We start from the raw sequence: 25,901 nt of genomic DNA, 5'->3' as shown, positions 1-25,901 counted from the left end.
AATTACTTCTTTTTGCCCACCTGTTTGTTGTATGGCCTGAATAACAGGTAAACACCAATAGCAACGAACGGAAGGCTCAACAGCTGCCCCATGTTGTACGTCATACTTTCCTCAAACGCTTCTTGATTCTCTTTTAAAAATTCAAGGACAAATCGCGCACCAAATAAGAGAATCAGGAACAGGCCAAAGATAAATCCCGGTTTCAACAATGGTTTTTTGTGGTAGATATTCCACAATAAAATAAAAATGAGGATGTAAGACAACGCTTCGTATAATTGAGCAGGATGCCTTGGAATTTGGTCTACATGCTCGAATACCACGGCCCAGGGCAAATCAGAAGGCAAGCCGATGATTTCCGAATTGAAAAAATTGCCGATACGTACAAAAGCGCCTGCCAGGGGAATGACGATAACGAGCCTATCGGTGATCCAAAGGAAGTTGGTCTTCGTTTTACGGCAAAAGAGGAAAATGCCCGCCAGAATGCCAAGGGCACCGCCATGGCTGGCCAGTCCATGGAATCCCGTGAGCGTGAATTTGCCATTGACATAGGTATAGGGTAAAATCATCTCCAGCGGATGATCTTTATAATAATCAAATTCGTAAAACAAGCAATGGCCCAACCGGGCTCCCAATAGTGTGCCGACGAAAATATAGATGCTCAACTGATCGAGCAATTCCTGCGGTTTGCCTTCCCGCTTGAAGATGCGCAGCATCAGGAAATAACTGCTGACAAAGGCAAGCAGGAAGCACAGCGTATAATACCGGACTTCAAAACTACCGATGCTGAATATTTCCGGACTTGTATTCCAATGGATTGCAGTCAATATACTGTTTATCATGGCTATGATCTGTTTAGGCTGGTAAATATAGTGTTTTTAAAGTTTAGGACCTGCCTTTGCTTTCCGTTCTTTTTTGGTTTGCTGTTTCAGGATATATTGTTTCTCCAGGAAAGCGATAACTTCTCCTGCGATATCTTTATGGGTTGCTTTTTCGATGCCTTCAAGTCCCGGGGATGAATTGACTTCGAGTACCAGCGGCCCGCGATCGGATGGCAGCAAATCCACTCCACAAACCGTTAGCCCCAATTCCCTTGCCGCCCGAATGGCCGTTTCCCGTTCGGCTTTGTTGAGTTTTATGATTTCTGCGGTACCGCCACGGTGCAAATTTGACCGAAACTCGCCCTCTTTGGCTGTGCGTTTCATGGCTCCCACCACTTTGCCATCCACGACAAAGGCCCGGATATCGGTACCACGGGACTCCTTGATGTATTCCTGGATGAGGATGTTGTTGCCCAAGCCATAAAAAGCTTCGATAACGGAAGATGCAGCCTTCCGGGTTTCGGCCAATACAACACCGATACCTTGTGTACCTTCCAGCAGTTTGATCACCAATGGTGGGCCGCCGACCATTTTGATCAAGTCATCCACATCACGTGTCCTGCGGGCAAAACCCGTAGTAGGCATGCCGATGCCTGCCCCGGAGAGGATTTGCATGCAGCGCAGCTTGTCACGTGATCGGGTAATCGATTGGCTGGGATTGGCTGATATCACCCCCATCACTTCAAACTGGCGGACGATGGCCGAGCCGTAAAAGGTGACGGATGCCCCGATGCGTGGAATGATCGCATCGATGCCGGATATATCCTGCCCCTTATAATGGATGCTGGGTTTTCCCTGCCTGATACCTACATAACATTGGCTATGGTCTATTACTACACATTCATGGCCACGCAGCTGAGCAGCTTCCACTAACCTGCGGGTAGAATACAGACTTCTGATTGTTGATAATACGGCGATTTTCACGTGTGCTGCAATTAATTGTCGATAGAAACAATGACAATGGGTTAATGTTTGGGATGCTTACGCCCCCTAGTTGATTTTTTTGATAAGTTTGCCTGCGATACGTCTACAAGAAATTTTTTCCGGATAAAGGATCTGCCCAATAGTATCGGAAATTCCATGCCTGAACGATCGCGCAGTGAAAGTTCAATCGGATGCAATTCGTTAAATATTGAAATTGCCGTGTTGATGATGTATCGGTTTTCTTCCTGGCCAAACGAATTCCGAATCCGCCGTTCACTATGAAAGGGGAATGTATAGGTATTTGCTTGATGCCCGAGATGGCCATCCAATGGACGAAACTCAACATATTGTTTCCGGCCTTTCTTGATTAATCGGACGTAACTGCAATGCAATACAGCTGTACGCGCACCGGTATCTACTTTAGCAGGGATATTTGTAATTCCCAGCTCCGGCAAGTCTACGATTTCCTTCCATCCGATGGTCTTCAACATAGCGGTAATGTATGGTGTGCATATCGCCGTAGGTAGGCGGGGTATATCAATAATAAACGTAAGTACCGAAAGGCGATTTAATGGATACTTGTTTCACGGTAGAGGTTTCTACGCGCCCGATAACTTGCGCGCCGATGCCAAACTGCGCCGCAATATGAATAATGCCGTCAGCAATGGACTCCGGCACATACAATTCCATTCGATGCCCCATATTAAACACTTTGTACATCTCCTGCCAACTGGTATTGGACTCTTCCTGGATGAGCTTAAATAATGGCGGTATCTCGAAAAGATTATCCTTGATGACATGCAGGTCGTCAATGAAATGGAGTACTTTCGTCTGTGCCCCGCCGCTGCAATGAATCATGCCATTGATCTGCGGGCGATATTCATCGAGCACCTGCTTGATGACGGGTGCATACGTGCGCGTAGGGGACAAGACGAGCTTGCCTATCGTTATAGCACCATGGCCTGGGACGTCGATAGTTTCGGTCAACCCCCTCGTGCCGGCAAACACCAACTCGTCCGGAACAGCCGGATCGTAGCTTTCAGGAAACCGGGTGGCGATGTCCTTGTAAAATACATCATGCCGTGCCGATGTCAGTCCATTGGAGCCCATGCCCCCATTGTACGCGGTCTCGTAGCTGGCCTGTCCATAGGACGATAACCCCACGATGACATCACCAGCCTGTATGCGGTGATTGGAGATGACGTCTGACCGCCTCATCCGGCAAGTGACCGTACTGTCTACGATGATGGTGCGTACAAGGTCGCCGACATCTGCTGTCTCACCACCAGTGGAATAAATGCCGACGCCTAACTCCCGAAGTTCAGCGAGGATAGCTTCCGTTCCATTGATGATTTCAGCAATGACTTCCCCGGGGATAAGGTGCTTATTGCGTCCGATAGTGGACGACAATAAGATATTATCCGTAGCGCCTACGCACAGCAAATCGTCGAGATTCATGACAATAGCATCCTGGGCAATGCCACGCCACACGGAACTATCGCCGGTTTCCTTCCAATATACATAAGCCAACGATGATTTCGTACCCGCACCATCGGCATGCATGATGTTGCACCATGCCTCGTGGCTACCTAATATATCCGGAATAATCTTGCAGAACGCTCTTGGAAATAATCCTTTATCCAAATTTTTGATGGCATTGTGCACATCCTCCTTACCTGCGGAAACCCCTCGTTGATTGTACTTCAAATCAGCCATTCCCTCGTTAATCGATATGCTTGATTTCCACGCGGCGATTGCGTGTTCTTCCTGCTTCTGTATCGTTGGACGCCACTGGTTTTGTAGCGCCGAATCCATTGACCGCCAGGTTATTTCCGTTGATGCCTGAATTTACCAAATATAACTTAACGGCATTTGCCCTATCGATAGACAGCTCCATGTTATACGCCGCCGTACCTTCTATGGATGCATGTCCGTCAATGACAAACTTGGCATTAGCGTCTTTCTGCATTTCCCTCGCAATTTGATCGAGGATGGCATACGATTCGGTTTTCAATACATGCGAATCATACTCAAATTGGATGTTCTTGAACGTATAGTTTGGCGGAGTTGCAGGGGTTGCTGCGGGTTGGGTTGGTGCCGCCTTGGGTTCCTCTTTCTTCGGCTCGGCCACGACGCGTTCGGCAGGGGCTTCCCTTTCAATTACTTCTGCGGCAGGCTGGAGTACGACTTGCTTTGGCTTACAACTTTGATAAGAAATGGCCAATACGCCTACATAGGCCATTAATATACAACTCTTTACGGTTTTCATGTAAAATAACTTTGCTGCTGTAAACATAGGAAATATCTGTTAAATAATATTGGATAAGATAATACATAACTATGATTTTTTTTGCATATACTTGGAACTTAATCCGTTTCTGGTTATAAATATTAAATTAAATTAACCCATAGTTATTTCAAGATGAATGCAATGATAATGCCAACCCCGAGCGTGCGGAACGTGTTTCTCTTTTTTATGTTGTTGTTTTGCAATTGCGCGCTTGCCCAAGAAGGTTTAAAAGTGGCCATAGCTGGATTGAGCCATGATCACGTCAATCCCCTGCTCAATGCCTACCAACGGCATGAAGTGAATATTGTGGGCATCGCGGAAGCTGACAAAGCGTTGATACGCCGCGTCCAAGACCGGTATAAACTTACCGACGAATTGTTCTATACGACCGTCGATGAAATGCTCAAAGCCGTGAAACCCGACGTGGTATTGGCTTATAACGCGATTTCCGAGCATGTGGATGTTGCCGAGGCCTGTTTGCCATTGAAGATACCATTGATGGTGGAGAAGCCGCTGGCAATCAATAACGAACAGGCGCAACGCATCGCGGCGCTGTCTGCCCAATATGGCACTGCCGTATTTACCAATTACGAAACCACGTGGTATAAGAGCAACCAGGCGCTTAAACAACTGGTAGACGACGGGGGGATCGGCACCGTGAAAAAGGTAATCGTCAAAGATGGCCACCAAGGTCCCAAGGAAATCGGATGCAGCGAGGCTTTTTTGAGCTGGCTTACCGATCCGGAAAAAAACGGGGGCGGGGCGTTGATTGATTTTGGATGCTATGGAGCCAACCTCATGACGTGGTTGATGAAAGGCGAGCGCCCCGTGGCCGTGACCGCCGTGACCCGTCAGCTGAAACCATCGGTATATCCAAACGTGGATGACGATGCCACCATCATACTGGAATACAAAGGAGGTGCCACAGGCGTTATTCAGGCTTCGTGGGATTGGCCGTATAGTATTAAAGACATGCATGTATACGGTGATCGCATTTCGTTGCACGCTGTGGACGGTAATACCCTGGTGCGCTATTCCAATCCCCGGAAACAGGAAAACGTACCGGTAAAGGAAGACTATTTTACTGATCATTTGGCTTATTTGCAGGCAGCGCTTAATGGAAGCATTGACGTAGCGGACGATTTATCTTCCTTGGCCAACAACCTCGTTGTCGTGGAAATCCTGCAAGCTGCGCGGGAATCTGCCAAGCGGGGGAGCCGGGTTGTGCTATAAGTGGTTTCCGCCACTTATTCGATGCGGCTTTGCAACAGCGTATCACACCATTGGTGATAGGTATCCTGTGTAAAATGGGAGGTAGGGATGGCCAATTCGATGGTATGCAATGCCGTGGGGCCTTCGGCCACATAGGTCAACAACACGGCTGACCCACAATCACCTTCCGCGGATTTGGTGTTTTTGATGGCATATAAGATGGCTGTTCGGCCTTCGACGACTTTTTTATCGACCACGTCGAGGGATGCATCCGGACAGCCAGCCTTTTCAAATTCAAGCTTTTCCTGGGGCGATCCTTCAGCTCTCATCGGATAATAACGTTTGTCGATGGTCGTGACGGTGACCATTTGCACAGGTGCCTGTTGGGCATCCTTCCCCCTTATCGCATATGACGTGCCCCGTATGCCTTTAGTGTCTTTTGGTATGTTCTGGCTTTTCCATCGATATTCAGCGGGAAGGCTGATCACTATCTTTTCCTTGCCGGGAGTAGGCTGGGCGTAGCCATGAAACGTTGATAGCAGTTGGACGATAATGAAATATCCGATTATCCTGCACATGCTCATTAAATTAAGGGTTCAAACCGCATGGCAAATTTATCCCGGTAAGCTTTTGGCGTCATTCCAGTATTTTCTTTGAAGAGCTGCCTGAAATTTTTCATGTCATTATATCCGGCGGATAGCATGATCTCGAGTAATCCTTTTTCGGTATTTTCCAACAACTTCTTGGCTGCTTCGATTTTGGTTTTTTGCAGGTATCGGATGGGGGTGAGCCCCGTAGCCTGCTTAAACCGGCGTACAAAATTCCGTCTACTGGCCGGAATATCGGCAATGGCTTCTTCGATGCTTCTAATTTCCGGAAATTGGTTTTTGATTTTGTGCTGGACACGCATCACCAATTCATCATCATGCGCTTCCATGGGAGCGAAATGGCTGAAGTGTGCCTGGTTTTCGCGATCCATATCGATGGAAAATATTTTGGCAATACGGACAGCCAATTCCCTTCCGCAGCATTTTTGTATCAATGCCAGCATAAGGTGGAAACCACTCGTGGCACCGCCGCTGGTATAGATATTGGCATCATGCGTTACCACTGCATCCTGTTCGAGCTTGACTTTTGGAAAATATGCTGCCAGCTTATCAGCGGCATCCACATGGGTAGTAGCCCGTTTATCGTTGAGCAATCCCGATGCAGCGAGCAGGAATGCCCCTGTACAGTTGCTTGCCAATACGGCACCTTGATGATACTGTGCGTGCAACCAGGGGAATAGGCAGCTGTTTTCTTCCAGCGTTTTTGCCATGTCTACCGGGCCGAAAGCAGGCACGAAGATCATATCGTAGAACGAGCCGCGCTCAATCGGCGCGTAAGCAATGTGGTTGAGACCGTCGGGAAGTTCCTTGGCGGTTGCGCTGCCTACAAATGTGATGTTGAAAAAATCGGGTTTGCCGTCTTCATTCAAGAGGCGGTTGGCAGTTTCAAACACATCAGCGATGGCTGCAAGGCTCAACAATCGGTAATTACTGGTCAGAATGATGGATAGTTGCATGGTAATCGCATCGTTGTTTTACACCAAAGGTACAAACCTTCCGCGTATTGAGAAAAATATGCCATCAAAAAATTATCTTTGCCGTTTGAAGTCGATTTGTATGAATCATATCCGCAATTTTTGCATTATTGCACACATAGACCACGGAAAAAGTACGCTGGCCGACAGGCTGTTGGAATATACAAATACCATCACCCAACGGGAAGCGCAGGCCCAACTGTTGGATAATATGGATTTGGAACGGGAGCGTGGCATCACCATAAAGAGCCATGCTATCCAGATGAATTACGTAAAGGATGGGCAAGAGTACGTGCTGAATCTTATCGATACACCGGGGCACGTGGATTTTTCTTATGAAGTTTCGCGTTCCATTGCCGCTTGCGAGGGAGCATTGCTCATTGTGGACGCTTCGCAGGGGATTCAGGCGCAAACCATTTCCAACCTGTACCTTGCGCTGGAGCACGATTTGGAGATCATCCCCGTGTTAAATAAAATGGATTTACCGGGGGCAATGCCCGAGGAGGTGAAAGATCAGATTGTCGACCTCATTGGTGGCAAGCGCGAAGACATTATTCCGGCATCTGGCAAAACCGGATTGGGCGTAAGGGATATCCTGAATGCGATTATCGATCGGATACCCCATCCGGTGGGCGACCCGGATGCACCGCTGCAGGCGTTGATTTTTGACTCCGTGTTCAATTCATTCCGAGGCATCATGGCTTACTTTAAAGTCGAAAATGGCGAAATACGCAAAGGTGACAAGGTGAAGTTCATCGCCACCGGCAAAGAATACATTGCAGATGAAATCGGGACGTTGCGACTCAATCAAGTGCCCAAAGAAGTAATCCGTACCGGTGATGTAGGCTACATCATCTCGGGCATCAAGGAGGCGCGGGAAGTAAAAGTAGGCGATACCATCACACAGGTAGCGCGTCCAAGCAAAGAAGCCATCAAAGGATTTGAAGAGGTAAAACCAATGGTCTTCGCGGGCATCTATCCGGTGGATACGGAAGATTTTGAAGAGCTCCGCGAGAGTATGCACCGGTTGCAGCTCAACGACGCCTCCTTGGTGTTCGAGCCGGAATCTTCGGCAGCTTTGGGCTTCGGCTTTCGCTGCGGATTCCTCGGGATGCTGCATATGGAAATTATCCAGGAGCGGCTGGAGCGGGAGTTTGATATGACGGTCATCACGACGGTACCCAACGTATCCTATAAAGCCTATCTCACCAAGGATCTGGAGGAAATCATCGTGCATAATCCTTCCGATTTGCCCGACCCCAGTAAACTGGACTATGTAGAAGAACCCTATATCAAAGCCAATATCATTACGAAGTCTGAATTTGTCGGTCCGGTAATGTCGCTCTGCATCCAGAAACGGGGCATCATCATCAACCAGTCTTACCTTACCGCGGACCGTGTCGAATTGGTATTTGAGATGCCAATGGGTGAAATCGTTTTTGACTTTTACGATAAACTGAAAACGATATCCAAGGGATATGCTTCATTTGACTACCATCAAATCGGATACCGCCAATCCGATTTGGTCAAGTTGGACATACGCCTCAACGGTGAACCGGTAGATGCCTTGTCTTCCCTTATTCACCGGAGTAATTCCTATGACTTTGGCAAGAAAATCTGCGAAAAGCTGAAAGAATTGTTGCCGCGGCAGCAATTCGAAATAGCCATTCAGGCTTCCATCGGAGCCAAAATTATCGCCCGGGAAAATATCCGTGCGTTGCGCAAAGATGTAACGGCCAAATGCTATGGTGGGGATATATCCCGTAAACGTAAATTGTTGGAAAAACAGAAAAAAGGAAAAAAACGCATGCGCCAGGTGGGGAATGTTGAAATCCCGCAGTCTGCATTCATGGCAGTTTTGAAGTTGGATTAGTTTTGGACAACAGACATTAGACATGAGACGCGGGTCTCAAATCTGATGGCTGATAGCTCAAATATCATAAATATGAAATTACTCGATGGAAAGCTGGTATCAGCAAAAATAAAAGAAGACATTAAAGAAGAGTCGGCAGCTTTTTTAGCGTCAACAGGAAGACGGCCGCATTTGGTGGCAATTCTCGTGGGAAATGATGGCGCGAGTGAAACATACGTGGCCAGCAAGATGCGCAATTGCGAACTCGTGGGTTTTGAATCGACCAATATTCATTATCCGGCCGATATTTCCGAGGAGGCGCTGATTGACAAAATCAAGGAACTTAATGCGGATGAACGGGTGGACGGCATGATTGTGCAATTGCCGTTGCCAAAACACATTGACCCCGATCGGGTGACGGAAGCTATTGACTATCGGAAGGATGTGGATGGCTTCCATCCCATAAACCTCGGCCGCATGCAGCGCAACTTACCGTGTTTTATTCCCGCCACGCCTTACGGCATTTTATTGATGCTGGAGTATTATGGTATCAATACAACAGGTATGCATGCCGTGGTGGTCGGGCGGAGTAATATCGTCGGCAGCCCGATGAGCATCCTGCTTGCCCGCAATACCAATCCCGGCAACTGTACCGTGACATTGACCCATAGCCGTACCAAAAATATCAAGGAAGAAATCCTGCGTGCCGATATCATCGTGGCGGCTATTGGCAAGAAACATTTTATCACAGCCGATATGGTCAAGGAAGGCGCAATCGTCATTGACGTGGGAATCAACCGTGAGATCAGTAACGAAACAAAATCAGGCTATAAACTATATGGCGATGTAGACTTTGAACAAGTTGCTCCCCGGTCATCATGGATCACGCCGGTACCGGGTGGAGTAGGGCTGATGACCATTGTAGGCTTGTTGAAAAACACATTGGAGGCGGCAAAGAAAAGCGTTTACAACTAGTTGATAAACAGTTGGTACAAATATTGCGGGTAGTAGTGAAAACATTTAATAGCTATAAGATGATGAAGAAAATAGCATTCGCAGCCTTATTCGCTGGGGCGCTGGCTTTTGCGGCTTGCAATAACAGCCAATCAGGTGCCGATTCGCATGACCATGATCATTCGGAGCATGATCATAGTCATGATGGACACGATCATGACCACGAGGGCCATGACCATACCGTAGGGGAGGAGATTGATTCGGCGATCGATAGCATCGAAAAAGCTGGTGACGAAATCGGGGCCAAAGCGGAAGAAGTGGGAGAAGACACCAAGTCAACTTTCGATGAGGCCAAAGAGGGAATAAAAGCAGGGGTGCAAAGTGCCAAGGAGGAAGTAAAGGAAGCTTCCAAAGCCGCCTCCCAGGATATCAAGAACGCAGCGAAGAAAGTGGGCGATGAGGTGAATAAAGCTGCCAGCGAGGTAAAGGAAGATCTGAAAAAGAAAAATTGACTTATCAAGCGATTGATCGTACCACATCACCCATGGGCCATACCGCCCATGGGTTTTTTTTAGTATGAAACTGCTCATTATAGAAGACGAACAAGGTTTAAGAGACAATATTGTCCAGTTTTTGTCTAAAGAACAATACATTGTCGAGGCAGCCGTTGATTTTCATTCGGCCATGGAGAAGGTTTCGTTGTATGACTATGATTGCATTTTGCTGGATGTCGGGTTGCCCGACGGAGACGGGCTTAATCTGCTTAAAGCACTCAAATCGAAAAGAAAACGGGATAATGTGATCATCATTTCGGCCAAGGACTCCTTGGACGATAAGCTGGAAGGCTTGGAACTCGGGGCTGATGATTACCTGACCAAGCCCTTCCACTTGGCTGAGCTGAATGCCCGCATCAAAGCCGTATTGCGCAGGAAAGCTTTGGGTGGCCGCAATGTAGTCACATTGAATAACATGGAATTGGATTTCGATGGCAGGGTGCTCACCATTGATGGCATTGATATCCACTTGAATCGTAAGGAATTTGATATACTCGCTTTTTTTGTGGTTAATAAAAACCGACTTATCCATAAATCTGCTTTGGCTGAGCATGTGTGGGGCGATCATATGGACAACGCGGACAATTTCGATTTTATATATTCCCAAATTAAGAACCTACGCAAAAAATTGAAAAACTATGGTGCAAACCTGGAAATCCAGGCCATATATGGTGTAGGCTATAAGTTGACCGTATAGATGAAATTGCTCAACCATACACTATTATACTTATCGGCTTCGCTGGTTTTTATCTTGAGCATATGGGCGGTGATTTTTTATTTCAGCATGATGGATGAGGTATACGACAGCATCGATGATGGTATCGCCAACTATAAAATCCTCATCATAAAAAAAGCCCGGCAAGACACGACATTGTTAAACAAAAGAAACTTCGGGGAAAGCAATTACGCCATACGGCCCATTGAACGGGAAAACGCATTGCGGGCCACCGAAGTGTTCAAGGATACGGCTATGTATATGGAGTATGAAGAGGAGTTTGAATTGGTGCGCATGCTTACCACCTATTTTTCTACGGATGACAATCGGTATTATGAATTGAAAATCATTGCTTCCATGGTGGAGGAGGACGATTTGGTGGCTGATTTGCTGCATGCTTTGCTTTGGCTTTACCTGGCGGTCATAGCCAGTGCGTTTATCATCAACAATTGGGTACTCCGGAAAATCTGGCGGCCTTTTTATCAATTGCAACATGAGTTGAGGGGATTTAGACTTGGGGAAGATAAGGTTTTCAATCCACCGCAAACCAAGGTAAGCGAATTCCGGGATATGAATAATACGGTGGCCGAACTGCTGAAAGCCAATATTGCCGTCTTCCAAAACCAAAAGCATTTTATCGAAAATGCATCCCATGAGCTGCAGACGCCCTTGGCGATTTCACTCAATAAGCTGGAGTTGCTGCTGGAACAAATCCAAGGGGAGGATACCCAAGCACAGTTGCTGGCCAATGCCATCCAGCATCTCGAACGGATGACCAGGCTCAATAAATCGTTGCTATTGCTTTCAAAAATTGAAAACAAACAATTTTCCAAAGAAGAGTATGTGGACTTCAATGTGCGCCTACAGCAACAGATCGAAGATTTTAGCGAGCTGTTGCAGTACAAACGCATTAACTTAGCGGTAGCCGAACAAGCCCGGTTGAAACTGCTTTTCAATGTAGACCTGGCCGATGTTTTGATCTCGAATTTATTGAAAAATGCCATTGTACATAACCATGAAGAGGGGCGTATTGATATTACGGTGACAACTAATGGTTTTGAAATAGCCAATACGGGAAAAGCGCAAGCCTTGGAACCGGAAAAAATATTTACCCGTTTTTATCGATCGACTGATTATCCTTCCTCTACGGGGCTTGGCTTAGCCATTGTAAAAGCGATTGCACAGCGCTATCAAGCTAATGTGGCATACCGCTATGATGGCGGGATGCATCGCATTGTCTTTTCAACTCGTCAATTGATATAATCCTCGTCGGCTGGATCCAATGGCTTGTTTACCTCGAAAGTGGGGTCAGTGTATTGGGTTGTTTGATGTTGTTTCTTCCGCGGGCGGCCAAGCAAAAACCCGACCACAGCTCCGATGAAAAACATGACACCCAATACCGCTAACTTAGGGATAGACCGTGTGCCGAATATCCAAAAATTGACCTCATCCATATTTTTCATGAGAATTACCGTCACCAAGACGGTAATGATGACAATAAAAATCGTTTTTGCGCTCATGTTCGCTTTTTTGGGAGATTTTATGAACGAAAGTACTAAAATCTTTATGGGCAGTGCTAATAAATGGTTAACTTTTTTTAACATTTTTTTTATAAAAATTTGTTTATATGGTTGAACATTGTATTTTTGACGCAGCGATAGAATTAAGACACACATAAAGCACCTTATTAATTACACTGTATTGGCTTTTTTATTAATTTGATTTGTTCGTATTGATTGACGTTTTATTTGTGCAATCAATTACCAAATGATTCCATGCCATATTTTTGTGGTTAGTTAAAGGTGCGTTAAGAATGTAAGAGAAGGCAATGTTTGGAAGGATAAATATCAACCATGACAACATTAATTACAGCTTTTAAGACATTTTTTCAACTAAGGTTTTATTCACTTATTATTAAACCGGGTGAGTAGATATGTTACAGGTATAATCCGATAGCGATAGGATTTGAGCTTTGTAACATTCTTTTAATTTTCTAATTTTCTAATTTTTTAACCAAATTCACAAACACATGAAACAAAGATTACTATGTTTCTTTATGTTGGGTATATTGCTGATCGGGTCAGCGTATGCCCAAGACAGAAGAATCAGCGGTAGAGTGACTGCTGAGGAAGATGGAAACCCAATCGCCGGCGTGTCCGTGTTGGCTGTTGGTGCCAATATTGCTGCACAGACAGATGATTTGGGTACGTTTACGATAGACGTCCCATCTTCCGTAACCTCCCTTGAGTTTCGTTACCTTGGATATATCTCTCAAACGGTATCCTTGGGCTCGAATACAAACATTACCGTGGCCTTGGCAACGGATGCCACGGCGTTAAGTGAAGTGGTGGTTACGGGTTACGGAACACAACGGAGGTCCGAAATCACCGGTTCAACGGCAAGAGTTTCTGGAGCAGCTGTTGCTGACCGGCCATTGCAAAGCTTTAGTCAGGGATTGACTGGGCAGGCGGCGGGTGTGAACATCGTTCAACCTAACGGTCTGTTAAACAATCCCCCTGTAATCAGGGTACGTGGATTAAGCTCTTTGACGCTGAGCTCGTTTCCGTTGGTTGTTGTAGATGGGATACCTATTTCAACAAACGATGTGTCACCAAATTCAGCGACTAATAACCCTTTGGCCGACATCAATCCTTCAGATATTGAATCCATTGACATTCTGAAAGATGCGGCTTCTGCCGCGATTTACGGATCGAGGGCAGCTGCAGGTGTATTGTTGATTACTACTAAACGGGGAAAAGCAGGAGAAGCTAGGGTTACCTACGACGGGTGGTTTGGTATTAACAACGCTGTACGTTTGCCTGAGGTGCTCAACGCCCAGCAGTATATGGATCATAAGAATGCAGCAATTGACAGAGCGTATGAGATTAACCCGAGCGCTTCTCTTCCGCCGCGTAATGCATTTCAACCCAGTTATGATGCTAACGGTAATCTGATAGATACGGATTGGCAGGATTTAGTGTATCGCACTGCTTATTCCCAAAACCACAATGTGACCGTTTCTGGAGGTGGAGACAAGACCGTTTATTATTTTTCAGCGGGTATAACCGATCAGGATGGCTTTTTGCGGGAAAACAGCTTCCAACGCAAATCGGCGCGATTTAATGTTGACCACAAGGTGACGAATTGGCTCAAATTCTTGGGAAATGTAAGTTATACCAATTCAATGAATAAATCACCGAATAGTGGTTCTGACCCTGGATCGGCATTTAATTCTTCTGGTTTGGGACGTATTGCAGTGGCACAGGCTCCCAACGTTGGCCCATATAACGAAGATGGTAGTTACAACGTGCAAAATGCATCGATAGGCTGGGGAGCAAATCAAACAAGTCTCCAGTTTGCTAATCCGGAAGTACTCATCAAAGAAGACAAAAACTCTTCCGAGAACAACCGTTTATTTGCTAACTTGGGTGCAGAGGTGCAACTTGCTGAAGGGTTATCCTTCCGGACGTCATATACGTGGGATTTTCGTTTGACGGAAGACATACAGTTCTGGAATCCAATTAATGGAGATGGATACAGCCCCAATGGTAGTGCGACTAACAGGAATACACGAGCTAACAACTGGAACTGGATTAACACCTTGCAGTATCAAAAAAGCTTCAATGGTATACACAACCTCAATGTATCGTTAAGTACGGATGCGCAAAAGCAACGGACTCAAAATTGGGGTGCTAACCGCCAGGGATTAATCGATCCGTTTTTTAATCAATTCCAAGGAACCTATAATATTAACAATGCATCCGGCAATGGCATTACGCAATTGTCCTATATGGCATATATAGCTATTGCAAGTTATAACTACGCGAACAAGTATTTTATCAGCGGTAATTTCCGTCGTGATGGCAACTCTGGTTTAGCACGTGGTAACCAATGGGGTAATTTTGGTGGAGCTTCGGTTGCATGGGGTATTTCCCAGGAGGAATTTTATAAGAATTCGTCACTTTCCGAAACGGTATCTAATTTAAGGTTCAAGGCAAGCTGGGGCCGTGTAGGTAACGGCAATGTCGGTGCATACAACGAATATTCTACGTATGGTTCCGGGATTTATGGAGGAGCCCCTACTTGGGCATTTAACCGGGCAGGCAACTCGAACCTTAGCTGGGAAACCAGTCAACAAACCAATATTGGAGTAGATATCGGATTGTTTAATGATAAAATAATTGTGGAGGCCAACTGGTTCAATAAAGACATTGATAATATGATCTTGGATGTTCCACAAGCTCCATCCAAAGGGATTCCCAATAACGAAATTCGGGCGAACGTTGGTTCAATGTACAACAGGGGTTGGGAATTTTCTGTCTCAGCATCTCCTATCTCCAAGGAGAACTTCCGTTGGACAACGAACTTGAATCTTGGTTTGATTAAGAACGAAGTAACTTCGTTGGTAACTGGGCAACAGTTAGCTTTTTCGACTGGTGGACTTGAATTATCCAATGTTACTGTGACAGGGCATTCCGCTGCCAGCTTGTATGGCGTAAGGGTAGTGGGGGTTAATCCTGAAAACGGTCGCCAAATTTTCCTCAATGGCGATGGTGAGCAAGTTCAATATTTACATCTTGGTGGAGCTAGCGCGTGGACCTACCTTGATGGCAGCCCTGCCGTTGCTCCGAATACCACACCTGTGGTTCTTGGGGGAACTATCCCTACTTGGTCGGGAGGTTTTAACAACTCCTTCCAATATAAGAATTTTGATTTGGCATTAAATTTCACGTTTTCGGGCGGAAATTATATTTATAACGGATCACGTGCCGGATTGTTGGACCAACGTGTATGGAACAATTCAGTAGAAGTATTGAATGCATGGACGGCGATAGGGCAACAAACAGATATTCCGATGGCCGTATGGGGTGATAATGTTTCGAATGGATCAGCTTGGTTAATCGATTCAAACATTGAGAAAGGGGATTTTCTCCGGTTGCAGACCGCAACGGTAGGCTATCGACTGCCGACAACGTTGTTTGGTAACTCCGGAATTAACTCAGCGCGGATTTATGCTTCCGTAAATAATGCCTTTATCTTGACGAATTACACGGGTGTAGACCCTGAAATTTCATCCAATGGTGGCGATAATTTGGGGTCGGGTATTGAACGGAATACCATTCCTCAAGGACGGGCTTTCACATTTGGCGTTAACATTGGTTTTTAAATCTTGGAAAAATGAACTTATTAAATTATAAAGCAAAAGGATATTTAGGCAAGAAAATAGCGTTTTTGTCTATCCCCTTGTTATTATCCATTTCCTCCTGCAGTGAGGACTTTTTGGTGGCCGAGCCGGAGCTTGATATCTCAGACGTAGTGATATTTGAAACACCGGAGCGTGCGGAAGCAGCGATATCAGGTCTATATCTCGGAGCAAAGCATGGGCGGTTATTTGGTGGCAGGTATCTGATTTATAACGATATCAAAGGCGAAGAGTTTCTTAACCGGACTACCAACGTTGTTACCGGTTATAGTACGTATCAATTTACAAATGATGCGTCGGATACCTATATTGCCGATTTTTGGAATCATGGCTATCTAACAATCAATAAGGCCAATATTGCGATTGCTGGATTAGAGGCAAATACTTCCGGATTGGACGGAGCCTTGGTGAGCCAATTTGTTGGTGAGGCTAAATTTATCCGGGCGTTGTGCTATTTTGGGTTGGTACAGATATTTGCTAAGCCTTTTGTCCTTGACAATGGGCAATCTCGGGGATTGCCGTTGCGCCTACAACCAGAAACGGGCTCTGACAATAATGAGTTGGCACCAAGCTCGGTAGGTGAGGTTTACAACCAAATATTGGCGGATTTAGATGCTGCGATCGGTAGTCTTCCAGCAGACTATAATGATGATGAGAAGAATGTTACCAGGGCGCATGTAAATGCTGCGATTGCTTTAAAAGTACGGGTACTGCTGGCAAAAGGAGATTATGCTGGTGTGATTACCGAAGGTAACAGATTAGTTCCTACATCTGCACCTTTCATTGCTCCGTCGGGGATTTCGCATCGACTACAACCTGATATCACATCGGTGTTTAGTGCTCCTTATCTTACGGCGGAGTCCATTTTCTCATTCCCCATGGCGGCTACCAACAATCCAGGAGGACAGAACCAACTTGGCTTATACTATAATATTGGTAATGGTAATTTGGAGTATACCGTCAATACCTCATCACCGGGCATATTTACAAATCCACAATGGGGAGAAAATGATGATCGCCGTACCGAGTTTATCGGTGTGGAACCAAGAGGCACTTATTTTACTAAATTTGCTGGCGTTTCTCCATTTGTCGATTATGTGCCCATCATTAGGTATGCCGAAGTGTTGTTGAACGTTGCGGAGGCAGAGGCAGAAGTAGGTGACGTAAATCGCGCAAAAGCTTTGTTAGAAGCTGTCCATCATCGTTCTGACGCTGCGTACGAGTTCGGTACATTAAGCCGTGACGAGTTGATTGAAGCCATTCTTGTTGAGCGTCGCATTGAATTAATGGCGGAAGGATTCAGGGCGAATGATGCCGCAAGAAGGGGATTGCCTCATGAGTCTGTTGGCGCAGGAAGTGCAATACCACCAACGGATAACCGATATGTTTTCCCCATTCCTATTTTGGAAAGGCAGACTAATCCGGCCATTGGTGACTAAAATTTTTCAATTAGAGAGAATAAGGCCGTCAAAAAACGGCCTTATTTCTTTCTTTATAAACGATAAATTATGAATGCCGTTATTGTTAAATGTTGTTTAGCTTTTGCAATTACCTTGTCTTTATTTAAGGGGTATTGCCAAATAGCTATTTCTGCCGATCCGGTTGGCGGTAAACCGTTGACAGGCGAGAGTTACTTGGACGTTAAGGGTTCGCCCTTTCTATTTGAAGATTGGAAGACAGGAAACGTAACGCTTGATAATGACACCGAATATAAAAATGTCCAACTAAAATATGATGAGGTAGAAGACAGGTTGATATTCCAAAATCATAAAGGAATAAGTCAAATGTTTATGAAGCCAGTCAAATCGTTTGTCATTTACGTTGATGGTAACAGCGGCGATTCTGTTTTATTTTCAACTCAGTTTTCTTCTAATAAAACGGGATTCCACCAAATTTTGGCGTCAGGTGATGTGTATCTATTGAAGAAAGTAAAAAAAGTATTGATGGACGAAAAACAGTACGGGTCAGCCAAGACCATTCGTAATGTTGTTCCTTCTACTAAATATTTTGTTTATAAAGGCGGTCAACTGACTGAAGTTAAATTAAATAAAAGAATGCTATCAGAGGTCTTTAAAGATAAACAAAGTGAAGTAACTCAATATATTGCAGACAAACGATTGAACTTAAAAGATGAAAAAGATTGGGGAAATGTTGTAACGTTTTATAATACCCTTTGATCATGTAATAGAAGATCGCTAATAGTTTGCCATAATGCTTATTGTATTCCACACACTTAAACTACCTTACCAATAAGATAAATTTGTTTGCCAAAATTTAAAATAGAAGTAATGAAAAAAAGTGTATTTTTATTGATCACCATACTAGGTATGGCTTCAATTTCACTTGCGAAAAGTGAAGAAATGAAACCGTTGCATAAGACAGTTGATTTGCAACAACAGGCATTTTTGATGCATCGGATAATCGTTGATGCTATATCCATAGAGGTGTATTATCGCGTTGCAGGAGGAGAAGTAACCTCGTTTTATTTCGAAGTGCTATCCGCAGATCCCGATGATTACGTCGTTAATTATAATGTCTCTTTTGGGTGGAATCAAAGTGGTACAATTGTCACAATGACGGGCTTTATTACAGTGGGCAATGTAGGTGCTACTTATTATTTTGACGAATACGAACTTACACCTATGTAGTGCTTAGCGCACGGCGAAGTATCAAAGCCCTGAGAAAATAGAAAAGCCGCCTCATTATCTTGAGACGGCTTTTAAACGTTTACGATAATTCTGGACTACACTCTCGCCCTACTCAGCCACTACTTCAAACGGCAGTTGTACCTTTACTTCCTTGTGCAAGTTGAGGTTAGCTACATATTCACCCAATACTTTGGGATCTTGTTCGAAGGTGATGCGGCGGCGATCCACGTCAAAACCTTGTTTTTTCAATGCTTCTGCTAATTGGATGCTATTTACTGAACCAAAGATTTTTCCGGTTTCGCCAGCTTTGGCACCAATGGTCAGTTTTATACCTTCCAGTCTGTTGGCCAATTCTGTCGCATCCTTTTTGATTTTTTCCTGCTTGAATTGTGCCTGGCGGATATTTTCAGCCAACACTTTTTTCGCAGAAGAAGTAGCCAATACCGCGAATCCCTGTGGGATGAGGTAGTTGCGCCCATATCCAGGCTTTACGGTGACAACATCGTCCTTTTCGCCCAGCTTTTTGATGTCTTGCTTTAAAATTACTTCCATGTCGTTTCCCTCCCTATTTTAGTGAATCTGTGACATAAGGCAACAAGCCGATGTGGCGTGCGCGTTTTACTGCTTGCGCTACCTTACGCTGAAATTTCAATGATGTGCCGGTAAGCCGACGGGGCAATACCTTGCCTTGGTCATTGACAAATTTCAACAGGAAGTTGGCATCCTTGTAGTCGATGTATTTAATGCCATTTTTCTTGAAACGGCAATACTTTTTACGATTGTCCTCTACCTTGGGGGCAGTTACGTATTGAATTTGTTCGTTTGCCATTAGTTTGCTACCTCCTCTGTTTTAGGCGTTTCGGCCTTCTTGTTGAAAGCACCACTGCGTTTTTTCTCATTGTAGGCAATGGCATGTTTGTCTAATTTGATGGATAGGAAACGCATCACTCGCTCATCACGCTTGTATTCAATTTCCAGTTTACTAATCAATTCACCTGGAGCCTTGAATTCGATAAGGTGATAAAATCCGGTTGTTTTTTTCTCAATCGGATACGCAAGCTTTTTCAAACCCCAATTGTCCTCATGGACAATTTCGGCTCCGCCTTCGGTAAGGATGCTCCGGAATTTTGCAATGACTTCCTTTGAAACTTCCTCTGAAAGCAACGGGGTAAGAATAATAACGGTTTCGTACTGTTGCATACTTTTCGTTTAAAAAATAGAAAAATTAATAAATCACTCCGTCTTGAAACGGGCTGCAAATTTATACATAAAGTTTTTGATATCAAAGGGGTATTCGTATAATTTTTCAGGGGAAAATTTGAATATTAGAAATAAAGCATTACCTTTGCGCTTCGAATTTTAGAGACAATTTAATTATTAATCCATTAACAATGTACGCAATAGTAAATATAGCCGGACAGCAATTTAAAGTTGCAAAAGACCAACAGCTCTTCGTGCACCGTTTGCAGGGAGATGAGGGCGCTAGTATTGAATTTGACAATGTATTGTTAGCAGAAAATGATGGTAAATTTACCATAGGTGCCCCTACGTTGGAAGGAGCCAAGGTTTCAGCTAAGATTTTGTCACATTTAAAAGGTGATAAGGTGATCGTTTTCAAAAAGAAACGCCGCAAGGGATACAAAAAGAAAAACGGACACCGTCAACAATTCACTAAAATTGAGATTACGGGTATTTCATTATAATTTAGGAAGGATTGTTTAACTTAGGCTTTTGCCTTTAACTAATAAACGAAGTAAGACATGGCGCATAAAAAAGGTGCTGGTAGTTCGAAGAACGGCCGTGAGTCACATAGCAAACGTTTAGGGATAAAAATATTTGGTGGCCAACAGGCTATTGCGGGAAATATTATCGTTCGTCAGCGTGGTACTAAACACCATCCGGATGTAAACGTCGGTATAGGCAAAGATCATACGTTGTTTGCATTAATCGATGGCAAGGTGGTGTTTCGCAAGAAGGCGAACAACAAGTCGTACGTATCGGTTGTACCTTTTGAGAAGGAAGCCGTTGTGGCAGATCAGCCGAAGCCGGTAGAACAACAAGTGGCTACCAAAGAAGCTGAAGTTGTGGCTAAAGCGGATGAAGAAGCGGCAGAGAAACCCGCTAAAGCAGCCAAGAAAGCAAAACCTGCCGCTGCAAGCGAAGCGGTTGCTACCGAAGACCAAGCGTAAAGTAACGCTTAGTCATTAAGAATAAAGACCACGGGTATGATGCCCGTGGTTTTTTGCGTTTATGCGACCCTAACCGAAGCCGCGCATCCTACGCGGAACCCCTGTCGATTTCGATTTTTTTCGTACCCCCTTTGTAATTGTAGTGGATTAACTACAAACGGTTGAAATTGTACGATTTATCTGTTTTAATTTCATAAAAAACATTGAGATTTGTTTCATAAGATTGAACGAAGGCACTCAGCATATGAAAAAACAGATACTTCTGGTAGAAGATGAACCCACGATTCAACGGTTGTTGTATTTTTTGCTTTCAAAAGACTTTGATTTGCGAATCGCGGGCAATGGGTATGAAGCGTTCCTTTTGTTGGAAGCCCATCGGATTCCGGATTTGATAATTATGGATTGGGTGATGCCCCATTTGGACGGTAAATCCTTCCTCAAATGTTTAAAAGTAAGCGGTTTTTACTGCGACATTCCCGTTATTGTCTTATCTGCGTCTGAAAATATCAATGAAGAGCTGAATGGTCTGCCTTATGCTGTCGATAAATGCCTTCGTAAGCCGTTTGATCCAATCATTTTAAAACAAGCGATTGCTGAGACATTTAATACTAACGCCTATTAAAATCATATTCTACCACCTATGGATTTATTGAAAGAACTTAGACAACAGCACAACTTCATAACGATTTCTGCTGCATATTTTGGTGGGAAGTTTGCCGACGAGCTGTACAGCGATTTTGGCGAATATGTAGACATCACCCTTTTTGATAGCTTGACGTCGCTGAGAAGCCATTTGCACCACCAGTCCTTGTTTTTTATCCCCGATGTGGTCATCCTGGAAATTGAAGATAATATTGCCGAGATCTATTCATTTATTGTTGAACTAAAAACGTCGCCAATCACCCGTGGGATAAGCGTTGTATTGTTAGGGTTTAAGAACAACAAGGAAGTCATTTCGCAAACGTTTAGGCCTTATGTAGATGATATCTACTTCTATCCATTTAATGCGCAGAATATTCGTGAACGGCTGTTCTTCATTTTCAAGTTCAAGTTGATCACAAATAAGCCGTTGCTGCCCGACCATAGGGCAAGCAAGACCAAGGAGTATAAAACGCCGTTCATGAAACGATTATTTGACGTGTTGGTAAGCAGTATTTTGATCGTTTTGTTTTCCCCGGTTTTTTTAATCGTCATGGTATTGATAAAGCTGGATTCGAAAGGTCCGATATTCTATAAAAGTAAACGTGCCGGTTCGGGATATAAAATTTTTGATTTTTATAAATTCCGATCCATGAAAGTCAATGCGGATAAAGAACTGGACAAACTGGCTGTCTTAAATCAGTATAACGGACAGTCAGCTTTTATCAAAATAAAAAACGATCCGCGTGTGACCAGGCTGGGAGCGTTTCTTAGGAAAACGAGCCTCGATGAATTACCGCAGCTTTTCAACGTATTGAAAGGGGATATGTCGTTGGTCGGAAATCGGCCGTTGCCCTTGTACGAGGCGCAAATGCTCACCTCTGACGAATGGGCCATGCGCTTTTTGGGCCCGGCTGGCATTACCGGGTTGTGGCAGGTCAGTAAGCGGGGGAAAAGTGAGATGTCGGATGCCGAACGTAGACAACTCGACAATCAATATGCTCAGTATTATTCCTTTTCGATGGATTTAAGGATTATGCTATTGACCATTCCCGCAATGATTCAGAGCGAACGGGTATGATGAAGGATTTCGTAGACGTATTACTACAAGATGAAATATAGTGCTCGAAATATAATAAAATTCATCATAATTAATTTCACTTTTGTTTGGTCATTTCGTTGAGCTAGAATTAGATTCAAACGTTTGCTACTTTGTAAAAACATTTTTTAATCATAATCTATGAAAAAGGCAATTTTCACTGTTTTACTTGTTTCATTATTGGTTGGACATCAAAAGTTATCTGCCCAAGAGTCTATTATGGGTGAGATAAATTATGAATATTTAGAAAAACTGATTGACTTGGCAAAAAAGAATTACCCAAGGAATCAAATTATGAAAATTCAGGGAGAACGGAGTAAAGCTGCGGTTTCAGCTGCTAAAATATCCTACCTGGATTTGATCCAAGCATCTTATTTCTATAGCCCTGCTGAAAGCTATTTGGCTTCTTCATCTCCAGGCACTAACAACGTTTCGTTGATTCTTTCAGGGTTTCAGTTCGGTGTTGTTTTAAGCCCCGGTTTATTTTTTCAGAAACCCTATACGGTAAAACAGGCAAAAGCGCAATATGAAGTTGCCATGTTGGAAACGAAAAATTACCAAACAGTCCTTGAAATTGAGGTGAAGACCCGGTATTATAACTATGTGTTAATCCTGAATGACTTAAAGGTGAAAAATCAAGAAGCGCAAGACAGCAAATTCATGCTGGAAAGTGCCCGGGAGCAGTATGAACTCGGTGAAATAGAACTTGAGGACTACAATATGCGAAAGGGAGGCGCTACGCAAGCTGGCTTGTCCCTCGCACAAACGGAAATTAACTTTTTAAAGGCTAAGGATGCGTTAGAGGAGATTATCGGGGTAAAGTTAACGGATGTCAAATAAAAAAAAATAGTGGCTATTAGATTTAGTGTCATATGATTGATTTAAATGCATTTTTCAGGTATCTGTGGAAATACAGTTGGGTAATTCTTGCAGTGGTAGTGGTTAGCGTTGTGACTACCTTTTTTTTGGTCAAGAAACTTCCAGAAGATTATACATCCCAAGCTCAGCTCGCTACTGAGGCCCCCGCTCAATTAATAGCACAAGGCGGAGAAGGTTATGAATACGGGAACATCGTGGAAATGATGAAGATGCGGCGTGTGATAAATTTGCTGTCTTATCGTTTAATCATCCACGATTTAGAAAATCCAGACAAAGCGTTTAGGACCCTGCCGGAAGAAATAGCGGCAGAAACAAGGCAGGATATGGTTGCCGAGTATAAGCGAAAACTGTTTGACCGATCAATTTTGACGGTATCGGATGAAAAACTGTTTGACATTGTGAATACGCTTGGCTATGGGGAAAAGAAGCTTCTCAGTGCGTTGACCATACAGCAAGGGGCTGAAAGCAACTTGATTAAAGTAGAGTTTATATCGGAAGATCCGGACTTATCTGCTTTCGCTGTCAATACGTTTTGTACGGAGTTTATTGACTACTATAATAGTATAACAAACGCCAGCAATACCAAGTCGCTACAACTGCTGGACTCTTTGCGAAAAGAAAAAGAGCAGATTATGAACGACAAAAATGCGCAGCTCCAAGCTTATAAAAGCAGCAGCGGCGTATTGAATGTAGCTACCCAGTCTGGCATTGTCTACCAACAGGTGTCTGAATATGAGAGCAGGTTGTCGCAAACGAATAGAGAAATAGAATCACTAAGAAGCGCAATTGCACGGATCAACAACCAGCTCAATAGCCTGGAAGAACCAGCAGCAAGTGCTCCGGCGCCAAGCCAAAGCAACAACATTACCAAAATAGACGATGAGATTAGCCGCGCTAATCAGCGGTATATCGATAACGGAATGAGGCCAGCGGATAAGACGATACTAGATTCGTTACAAAAACTGCGCGTAAACGCGTTATCAGCGACTCCGAGACGAAGCGCGCAGGCAACGAACACATCCATCATCAGGCAGTCCTTGATTAGTGAGCGGATGGATCTGGAAACTTCGCTGGCACTTGCTGAAGGGAGCATTGCATCGACACAGCAGGGGCTTGCCGAAGCACGGCGCAAATATAATGTGATGGTTCCTACCGATGCGGGTATCCAACGGTACGAACGTGATGCAGACCTTGCTACCAAGGATTATACAGAGGCATTAAATCGGTATAACCAGGCTAGTTTGGGAAATACGGTTGGATTGAAGTTGAACCTGGTGGAACCCGGTTTGCCCGGTTTGCCGGAATCGTCTAAGCGAATAATGTATACCGGGCTGTCTGGAGTTGCCAGTTTTTCCTTGTCTTTCGCCATCTTGTTTATCGCTTTCCTGCTTGACCACCGAATCATTAATGCACAACAATTGGCTTCTGTGACCAAAGGAAAAGTAATTGGGAATCTAAATCTGATTAAGCGCTCGGACAAGGATCTCAGAAGCATCTGGAAAAGCGACGGGGATGTACCCGATTATAACTTGCATAAAGACTTACTGCGTTCGCTGCGGTTTGAAATTAATAAGCAATTGTCGGCCCAGAAAGGTGAGAAAGTGTTAGGGATAACGAGCTTGTCATCCAATGAAGGAAAAACATTTATTACCATGGGGTTGGCCTATGCGTATGCAATGACGGGTAAACGGGTGCTGCTTATCGGCGAGGACTATCCAGATTTGCTGAACCTGATAACCAACACGGAAAAGTCTTCAGGCGAAGACAAACAGCATACCCTGGAGTTTGAGAAGTTTTTGGTAAAAAAAGAAATACAGGCAGAGGATTTTATTACCGTGCTCAACCGGAATTCCAACAGTACCTCCTTGTTGGAAATGAAGGATTCACAAAACCTCATAGCCGGTTTTGATGTACTTCGGCGTGAATTTGATATTATCCTCATCGATATTAATAGCTTGAAGGATATCAATAAAGTCAAAGAATGGCTCATGTTTGTGGACAAGTGCATCGCCATATTTGCATCCGGAAACTCCATTAAACCCGAAGATGAGGAGTTCATCTCATTCATTAATAATGAACCTACGTTCATGGGATGGGTTTTGAATAAAATTCCGGTAAAGCATTATCGTCAAAAAATTACCGCGTAAGACATTGCCATGGAACAAAAATGGGTGATATCGGATCGTAAGGTCAATCCATTAATTGCAATTGGTTGCCTATTGGTATCCGTTATAATTAGCTTCGCTACATATAAGTTTGGGACTGCTTTACCGATACTGTTTG

At 44.3% G+C, this 25,901-nt stretch carries 27 protein-coding genes; 16 read left to right on the top strand and 11 right to left on the bottom strand.

What is annotated here, in order from left to right; translation table 11 throughout:
• Window positions 1–2: 2 nt before the first annotated feature.
• From lgt to BMW65_RS05350, 5 genes are read right to left on the bottom strand one after another with little or no spacing between them, the layout of a single operon-like run.
• Window positions 3–839 carry a prolipoprotein diacylglyceryl transferase gene (gene lgt, locus BMW65_RS05370; protein WP_090603393.1) on the bottom strand — a complete coding sequence of 279 codons (837 nt, stop codon included), beginning with the start codon at window positions 837–839 and terminating at the stop codon, window positions 3–5.
• A 36-nt stretch (window positions 840–875) separates the two neighbouring features.
• Window positions 876–1,802 (bottom strand): 30S ribosomal protein S6--L-glutamate ligase, encoded by a 927-nt coding sequence (rimK, locus tag BMW65_RS05365; protein WP_090603391.1) that lies wholly within the window; start codon window positions 1,800–1,802, stop codon window positions 876–878.
• Between the two features lie 41 nt (window positions 1,803–1,843).
• A complete protein-coding gene (locus BMW65_RS05360) occupies window positions 1,844–2,293 on the bottom strand; it encodes an ATP-dependent zinc protease family protein (protein WP_090603389.1) in 450 nt (149 codons plus the stop codon).
• A 46-nt stretch (window positions 2,294–2,339) separates the two neighbouring features.
• Window positions 2,340–3,518 (bottom strand): AIR synthase related protein, encoded by a 1,179-nt coding sequence (locus tag BMW65_RS05355; RefSeq protein WP_090603387.1) that lies wholly within the window; start codon window positions 3,516–3,518, stop codon window positions 2,340–2,342.
• Between the two features lie 7 nt (window positions 3,519–3,525).
• Window positions 3,526–4,098: an OmpA family protein gene (locus BMW65_RS05350; protein WP_245747510.1), complete on the bottom strand. Its 573-nt coding sequence runs from the start codon at window positions 4,096–4,098 to the stop codon at window positions 3,526–3,528.
• A 126-nt stretch (window positions 4,099–4,224) separates the two neighbouring features.
• Between BMW65_RS05350 and BMW65_RS05345 the strand changes: the two genes are divergently transcribed.
• Complete coding sequence (locus BMW65_RS05345) at window positions 4,225–5,325, top strand: Gfo/Idh/MocA family protein (RefSeq protein WP_245747509.1); 1,101 nt, start codon at window positions 4,225–4,227, stop codon at window positions 5,323–5,325.
• Between the two features lie 14 nt (window positions 5,326–5,339).
• On the opposite strand, the gene BMW65_RS05340 is transcribed toward BMW65_RS05345, so the two are convergent.
• Window positions 5,340–5,882 carry a hypothetical protein gene (locus tag BMW65_RS05340; protein ID WP_143053816.1) on the bottom strand — a complete coding sequence of 181 codons (543 nt, stop codon included), beginning with the start codon at window positions 5,880–5,882 and terminating at the stop codon, window positions 5,340–5,342.
• Between the two features lie 5 nt (window positions 5,883–5,887).
• Window positions 5,888–6,868 carry a GlxA family transcriptional regulator gene (locus BMW65_RS05335; RefSeq protein ID WP_090603382.1) on the bottom strand — a complete coding sequence of 327 codons (981 nt, stop codon included), beginning with the start codon at window positions 6,866–6,868 and terminating at the stop codon, window positions 5,888–5,890.
• A 100-nt stretch (window positions 6,869–6,968) separates the two neighbouring features.
• On the opposite strand from BMW65_RS05335, the gene lepA reads away from it, so the two are divergent.
• From lepA to porY, 5 genes are all read left to right on the top strand, one after another.
• A complete protein-coding gene (gene lepA / locus BMW65_RS05330; protein ID WP_090604250.1) occupies window positions 6,969–8,759 on the top strand; it encodes a translation elongation factor 4 in 1,791 nt (596 codons plus the stop codon).
• 72 nt (window positions 8,760–8,831) lie between these two features.
• Window positions 8,832–9,713, top strand: coding sequence for a bifunctional 5,10-methylenetetrahydrofolate dehydrogenase/5,10-methenyltetrahydrofolate cyclohydrolase (locus tag BMW65_RS05325; protein ID WP_090604248.1), 882 nt, complete (start codon window positions 8,832–8,834; stop codon window positions 9,711–9,713).
• Between the two features lie 59 nt (window positions 9,714–9,772).
• Window positions 9,773–10,204 (top strand): hypothetical protein, encoded by a 432-nt coding sequence (locus BMW65_RS05320; RefSeq protein ID WP_090603381.1) that lies wholly within the window; start codon window positions 9,773–9,775, stop codon window positions 10,202–10,204.
• Window positions 10,205–10,268: 64 nt separating this feature from the next.
• A complete protein-coding gene (locus tag BMW65_RS05315) occupies window positions 10,269–10,943 on the top strand; it encodes a response regulator transcription factor (protein ID WP_090603379.1) in 675 nt (224 codons plus the stop codon).
• Window positions 10,944–12,224 carry a PorY family sensor histidine kinase gene (porY, locus tag BMW65_RS05310; RefSeq protein ID WP_090603377.1) on the top strand — a complete coding sequence of 427 codons (1,281 nt, stop codon included), beginning with the start codon at window positions 10,944–10,946 and terminating at the stop codon, window positions 12,222–12,224.
• Here porY and BMW65_RS05305 read toward each other — a convergent pair.
• Window positions 12,212–12,481: a LapA family protein gene (locus tag BMW65_RS05305; RefSeq protein WP_143053815.1), complete on the bottom strand. Its 270-nt coding sequence runs from the start codon at window positions 12,479–12,481 to the stop codon at window positions 12,212–12,214. The genes porY and BMW65_RS05305 overlap by 13 nt on opposite strands.
• Window positions 12,482–12,990: 509 nt before the next feature.
• On the opposite strand from BMW65_RS05305, the gene BMW65_RS05300 reads away from it, so the two are divergent.
• The 4 genes from BMW65_RS05300 (at window position 12,991) to BMW65_RS05285 (ending at window position 18,812) form a co-directional block, all read left to right on the top strand.
• Window positions 12,991–16,128, top strand: a complete 3,138-nt coding sequence (locus BMW65_RS05300; RefSeq protein ID WP_090603374.1) for a SusC/RagA family TonB-linked outer membrane protein — start codon at window positions 12,991–12,993, stop codon at window positions 16,126–16,128.
• Between the two features lie 11 nt (window positions 16,129–16,139).
• Entirely contained in the window at window positions 16,140–17,603 is a 1,464-nt protein-coding gene (locus BMW65_RS05295; protein ID WP_090603372.1) for a RagB/SusD family nutrient uptake outer membrane protein, read from the top strand.
• Between the two features lie 69 nt (window positions 17,604–17,672).
• A complete protein-coding gene (locus BMW65_RS05290) occupies window positions 17,673–18,341 on the top strand; it encodes a hypothetical protein (RefSeq protein WP_090603370.1) in 669 nt (222 codons plus the stop codon).
• A 111-nt stretch (window positions 18,342–18,452) separates the two neighbouring features.
• Window positions 18,453–18,812: a hypothetical protein gene (locus BMW65_RS05285; protein WP_090603369.1), complete on the top strand. Its 360-nt coding sequence runs from the start codon at window positions 18,453–18,455 to the stop codon at window positions 18,810–18,812.
• 108 nt (window positions 18,813–18,920) lie between these two features.
• On the opposite strand, the gene rplI is transcribed toward BMW65_RS05285, so the two are convergent.
• The 3 genes from rplI to rpsF are packed head-to-tail and all read right to left on the bottom strand — an operon-like array spanning window position 18,921 to window position 20,012.
• Complete coding sequence (rplI, locus tag BMW65_RS05280) at window positions 18,921–19,364, bottom strand: 50S ribosomal protein L9 (RefSeq protein ID WP_090603367.1); 444 nt, start codon at window positions 19,362–19,364, stop codon at window positions 18,921–18,923.
• 13 nt (window positions 19,365–19,377) lie between these two features.
• Window positions 19,378–19,641 (bottom strand): 30S ribosomal protein S18, encoded by a 264-nt coding sequence (rpsR, locus tag BMW65_RS05275; protein WP_079716629.1) that lies wholly within the window; start codon window positions 19,639–19,641, stop codon window positions 19,378–19,380.
• The gene (gene rpsF, locus BMW65_RS05270; RefSeq protein WP_090603365.1) at window positions 19,641–20,012 is read right to left on the bottom strand and encodes a 30S ribosomal protein S6; all 372 of its coding nucleotides are present in this window, start codon (window positions 20,010–20,012) and stop codon (window positions 19,641–19,643) included. Before rpsF ends, rpsR begins: the two co-directional genes overlap by 1 nt.
• Before the next feature lie 191 nt (window positions 20,013–20,203).
• Here rpsF and rplU point away from each other — a divergent pair, with 191 nt between their 5' ends.
• The 6 genes from rplU (at window position 20,204) to BMW65_RS05240 (ending at window position 25,765) form a co-directional block, all read left to right on the top strand.
• Window positions 20,204–20,515, top strand: a complete 312-nt coding sequence (gene rplU, locus BMW65_RS05265; RefSeq protein WP_090603364.1) for a 50S ribosomal protein L21 — start codon at window positions 20,204–20,206, stop codon at window positions 20,513–20,515.
• Between the two features lie 57 nt (window positions 20,516–20,572).
• On the top strand, window positions 20,573–21,001 hold the full coding sequence (gene rpmA, locus BMW65_RS05260; RefSeq protein ID WP_090603362.1) for a 50S ribosomal protein L27: 429 nt from the start codon (window positions 20,573–20,575) through the stop codon (window positions 20,999–21,001).
• Between the two features lie 244 nt (window positions 21,002–21,245).
• Window positions 21,246–21,623 carry a response regulator gene (locus tag BMW65_RS05255; RefSeq protein ID WP_090603360.1) on the top strand — a complete coding sequence of 126 codons (378 nt, stop codon included), beginning with the start codon at window positions 21,246–21,248 and terminating at the stop codon, window positions 21,621–21,623.
• 18 nt (window positions 21,624–21,641) lie between these two features.
• The gene (locus tag BMW65_RS05250) at window positions 21,642–22,721 is read left to right on the top strand and encodes a sugar transferase (protein WP_090603359.1); all 1,080 of its coding nucleotides are present in this window, start codon (window positions 21,642–21,644) and stop codon (window positions 22,719–22,721) included.
• Window positions 22,722–22,880: 159 nt separating this feature from the next.
• Window positions 22,881–23,579, top strand: coding sequence for a TolC family protein (locus BMW65_RS05245; protein ID WP_090603357.1), 699 nt, complete (start codon window positions 22,881–22,883; stop codon window positions 23,577–23,579).
• A gap of 32 nt (window positions 23,580–23,611) precedes the next feature.
• Entirely contained in the window at window positions 23,612–25,765 is a 2,154-nt protein-coding gene (locus BMW65_RS05240) for an exopolysaccharide transport family protein (RefSeq protein WP_090603355.1), read from the top strand.
• Window positions 25,766–25,901: the final 136 nt, after the last annotated feature.

The sequence above is a fragment of the Parapedobacter koreensis genome (assembly GCF_900109365.1).
GTDB classification, from domain to species: Bacteria; Bacteroidota; Bacteroidia; order Sphingobacteriales; family Sphingobacteriaceae; genus Parapedobacter; species Parapedobacter koreensis.
Note: the sequence above shows the minus strand (reverse complement) of the source record. Positions and strands in the feature narration are given on the sequence as shown.